The organism is Cellulomonas fimi, assembly GCF_028527925.1.
GTDB classification, from domain to species: domain Bacteria; phylum Actinomycetota; class Actinomycetes; order Actinomycetales; family Cellulomonadaceae; genus Cellulomonas; species Cellulomonas fimi_C.
Map to the genome: position 1 here is coordinate 1 of NZ_JAPESW010000098.1, position 2,916 is coordinate 2,916.

General features: G+C 75.5%; 4 protein-coding genes. 1 reads left to right on the forward strand and 3 read right to left on the reverse strand.

Annotated features, from left to right (window positions below; genetic code table 11):
* The 3 genes from OMK64_RS19805 to OMK64_RS19815 form a co-directional block, all read right to left on the reverse strand.
* Nucleotides 1-284 (reverse strand): hypothetical protein (locus OMK64_RS19805; protein ID WP_272730069.1); only part of this gene is annotated, 284 nt, incomplete at its 3' end.
* An 83-nt stretch (nt 285-367) separates the two neighbouring features.
* Complete coding sequence (locus OMK64_RS19810) at nt 368-1,048, reverse strand: LuxR C-terminal-related transcriptional regulator (RefSeq protein ID WP_272730070.1); 681 nt, start codon at nt 1,046-1,048, stop codon at nt 368-370.
* Complete coding sequence (locus OMK64_RS19815; protein WP_272730071.1) at nt 1,045-2,373, reverse strand: ATP-binding protein; 1,329 nt, start codon at nt 2,371-2,373, stop codon at nt 1,045-1,047. Before OMK64_RS19815 ends, OMK64_RS19810 begins: the two co-directional genes overlap by 4 nt.
* A 160-nt stretch (nt 2,374-2,533) precedes the next feature.
* Here OMK64_RS19815 and OMK64_RS19820 point away from each other — a divergent pair.
* Nucleotides 2,534-2,916 (forward strand): PspC domain-containing protein (locus tag OMK64_RS19820; protein ID WP_272730072.1); only part of this gene is annotated, 383 nt, incomplete at its 3' end.

The following is a 2,916-nucleotide window of genomic DNA, read 5'->3' on the forward strand; positions in this document are numbered from 1 at the left end:
CCCTTCGTGACCTTCTCGGGCCGACGCGTGCCGTACACGACGAGCCCGGTGACGACGAGCGCGACGACGAGCTTGACCGCGACCTTGACGTTGTTCGGGTCGCGCAGCTCGTCGCTCGCCGACGCGAGGCCGACCATGAGGATGCCCGTGATCAGCGCGGTGAGGATCCCGTGCAGCGCGCCCTTGGGGAGCCGGTTGTCGCGCATCGTCACGAGCGTGCCGCCGAGCACGATCGCCCAGCCCAGGAGGTGCAGGAAGAGGAGGAGGTGCTGCGGGAGTTCCATGCCTCCCGAGCCTAGCCGCCGCGCTCGACGGTTTCTGACGTTCCGTCAGATCGATCGCGTCACACGCCCGGCGCGCGCCCGGGTCAGAGCAGCCGCCGCGCCGCCGCCCACCGCGTCAGCTCGTGCCGGCTCGACAGCTGCAGCTTGCGCAGCACCGCCGACACGTGGGTCTCGACCGTCTTCACCGAGATGAAGAGCTCCGAGGCGACCTCGCGGTACGTGTAGCCGCGAGCGATGAGCCGCATCACCTCGCGCTCACGCGCCGACAGCCGGTCGAGCTCGTCGTCGCCCGTCGCGACGTCACCCGCGGCCGCGCCGAACGCGTCGAGCACGAACCCCGCGAGCCGCGGCGAGAACACCGCGTCCCCGCCCGCGACGCGGCGCACGGCGTCGGACAGCTCCCCGCCGTCGATCGCCTTCGTCACGTAGCCGCGCGCGCCCGACCGGATGGTCGCGACGACGTCCTCGGCCGCGTCCGACACCGACAGCGCGAGGAACCGCGTCGTGCCGCCCAGGTCGGCGCAGCGCCGGATCACCTCGGCGCCCCCGCCGCCGTCGCCACCGGGCAGGTGGACGTCGAGCAGCACGACCGGCGGCTGCAGCTCGTGCACCACGCGCACCGCGGACTCCACGTCGTCGGCCTCGCCGACCACGCGCACGCCCGCGTCGAGCGACGCCTTGACCCCGGTCCGGAACAGGTGGTGGTCGTCGACGAGGACGACGTCCACGGCACCGGTCGACGGGCCCGTCGTGTCCGTGCTCATCTCGCTTCCCCTCCCTCGGCCGCCGCGGCCGCACGCACCGGCACCAGCAGGTGCACCTCGGTGCCGCGACCCGGCCGGCTCGTCACCTCGGCCGTGCCGCCACGACGGCGCACCCGGCCCATGATCGACTCGCGCACCCCGAACCGGTCGGGTCCGATCGCGTCCACGTCGAACCCGTCACCCCGGTCCTTGACGAACACCTCGACCGCGTCGGACCGCACCTCGAGGTACAGCGACACCGGCGGGCGGCCGTGCACGACGGCGTTGACGAGCGCCTCGCGCGTCGCCTGGACGAGCGCCTCGGTGTCGGCGTCCGGGACGCGGTCCCCGACGACGACCACGTCGATCGCGACCGGGTCGCCCGTCGGGCCGGACCGCGAGTCCTCGACCTCCGCGACGACGTCCTTGACGACCGCCGCGACCGACGTGCCGGGCGCGGGCCGCTCGTCGTACATCCACTCGCGCAGCTCGCGCTCCTGCGCGCGCGCCATGCGCGCGACCTCGGCGGCGTCGTCGGCGCGTGCGCGGATGAGGGCGAGCGTCTGCAGGACGGAGTCGTGCAGGTGCGCGGCGATGTCGGCGCGCTCCGACTCGCGCGCACGGGCGGCCCGCTCGTCACCCAGCGCACGGACCAGCCGCAGCCACCACGGCGCGAGCACGAGCCCGACGCCCGCGAGCACCGCCACGGCCGCGACGACCGCCTGCACGAACGCCGCCGGCTCGATGCCGCTGCCCATGAGCTGCCCGACGAGCAGCAGCCCGCCGACGCCCGCGAGCACGACGCCGCCGAGCAGACGCAGCACGCCGACCGTCGGGCGGCCCGTCTCGGTCCGCCACCGCTCGCGGGGCACGTGGTCGAGCTGGCTCCACGCGAGCCCGAGACCCGCGAGCAGCACGAGCGACGGCAGCAGCCAGTCGACGTTGAGGTCGAGGCCCAGCCGCGTCGCGACGAGCGCGATCGAGCCCAGCACGAGCGCGACACCCGTGAGGATCGCCGCGAGCGGCAGCCTGCGGGCGGGGTCGACGTCGTGCTGGCGCCGGGCCAGGCGCGTGAGCGCGGTCGGTCGGGCCTCGGTCGCCGCCGCTGCCGGGTCCCCCGCGGGGACGGTCAGCCACCAGAAGACGTAGAGCGCCGGACCGACCGCCGCGACCGGCGCGAGGACGACGAACGCGAACCGCACGAGACCCACGGGGACGTCGAGGTGCGCCGCCAGCCCGACCGCCACGCCCGCGAACCAGCGTCCGCGCTCGGGGCGGCGCAGCGGCAGCCGCGCGCGCGGCACGGCGGTGCCGGCCGGTCGCGACGGAGCAGGTGCGGAGGTCACGCACCGATCGTCACACGTCCGCGGGGGTGCTCACGGCCTTCCCGGCACCAGATCAGGGGCGCGCGTCCCGAGGATCAGGGCCCGGGACCCCGAAGGATCAGGGTCGGGTCAGGGGAGCACCCGATCCCGCCGGGCCGCCTCCGCGGGGAAGGATCGAGCCATGGACACGAACACCCCTGCCGGCGGACCTGCCGGCCCGGACGCGCCGGGAGCACGCGGCGAGCACGGCGCTCCGACCGCGCCCTACGGGACCCCGCCGCCGTTCGACTCCGCCCCGCGGCCCCCCGCAGCGGGCGGCTTCTTCGCCGCCGTGCGCCGCACCGGCATGTTCCGCGGCGACGACCGCTGGATCGGCGGCGTCTGCGACGGCCTCGCGCGCCGCTTCGGGCTCGACCCGCTGCTGGTCCGCGGCCTGTTCGCCGCGTCGATCCTGCTCGGCGGCCTCGGGCTCGTCGTCTACGGGGTCGCGTGGGCGCTGCTGCCCGAGCAGTCCGACGGCCGCATCCACCTCGAGGAGATGGTCGCGGGCCGGTTCGACGTGGC

Excerpts from the sequence above, each read along its gene's own strand:
- OMK64_RS19810 (WP_272730070.1), bottom strand. The coding sequence starts at position 1,048 with ATGAGCACGGACACGACGGGCCCGTCGACCGGTGCCGTGGACGTCGTC.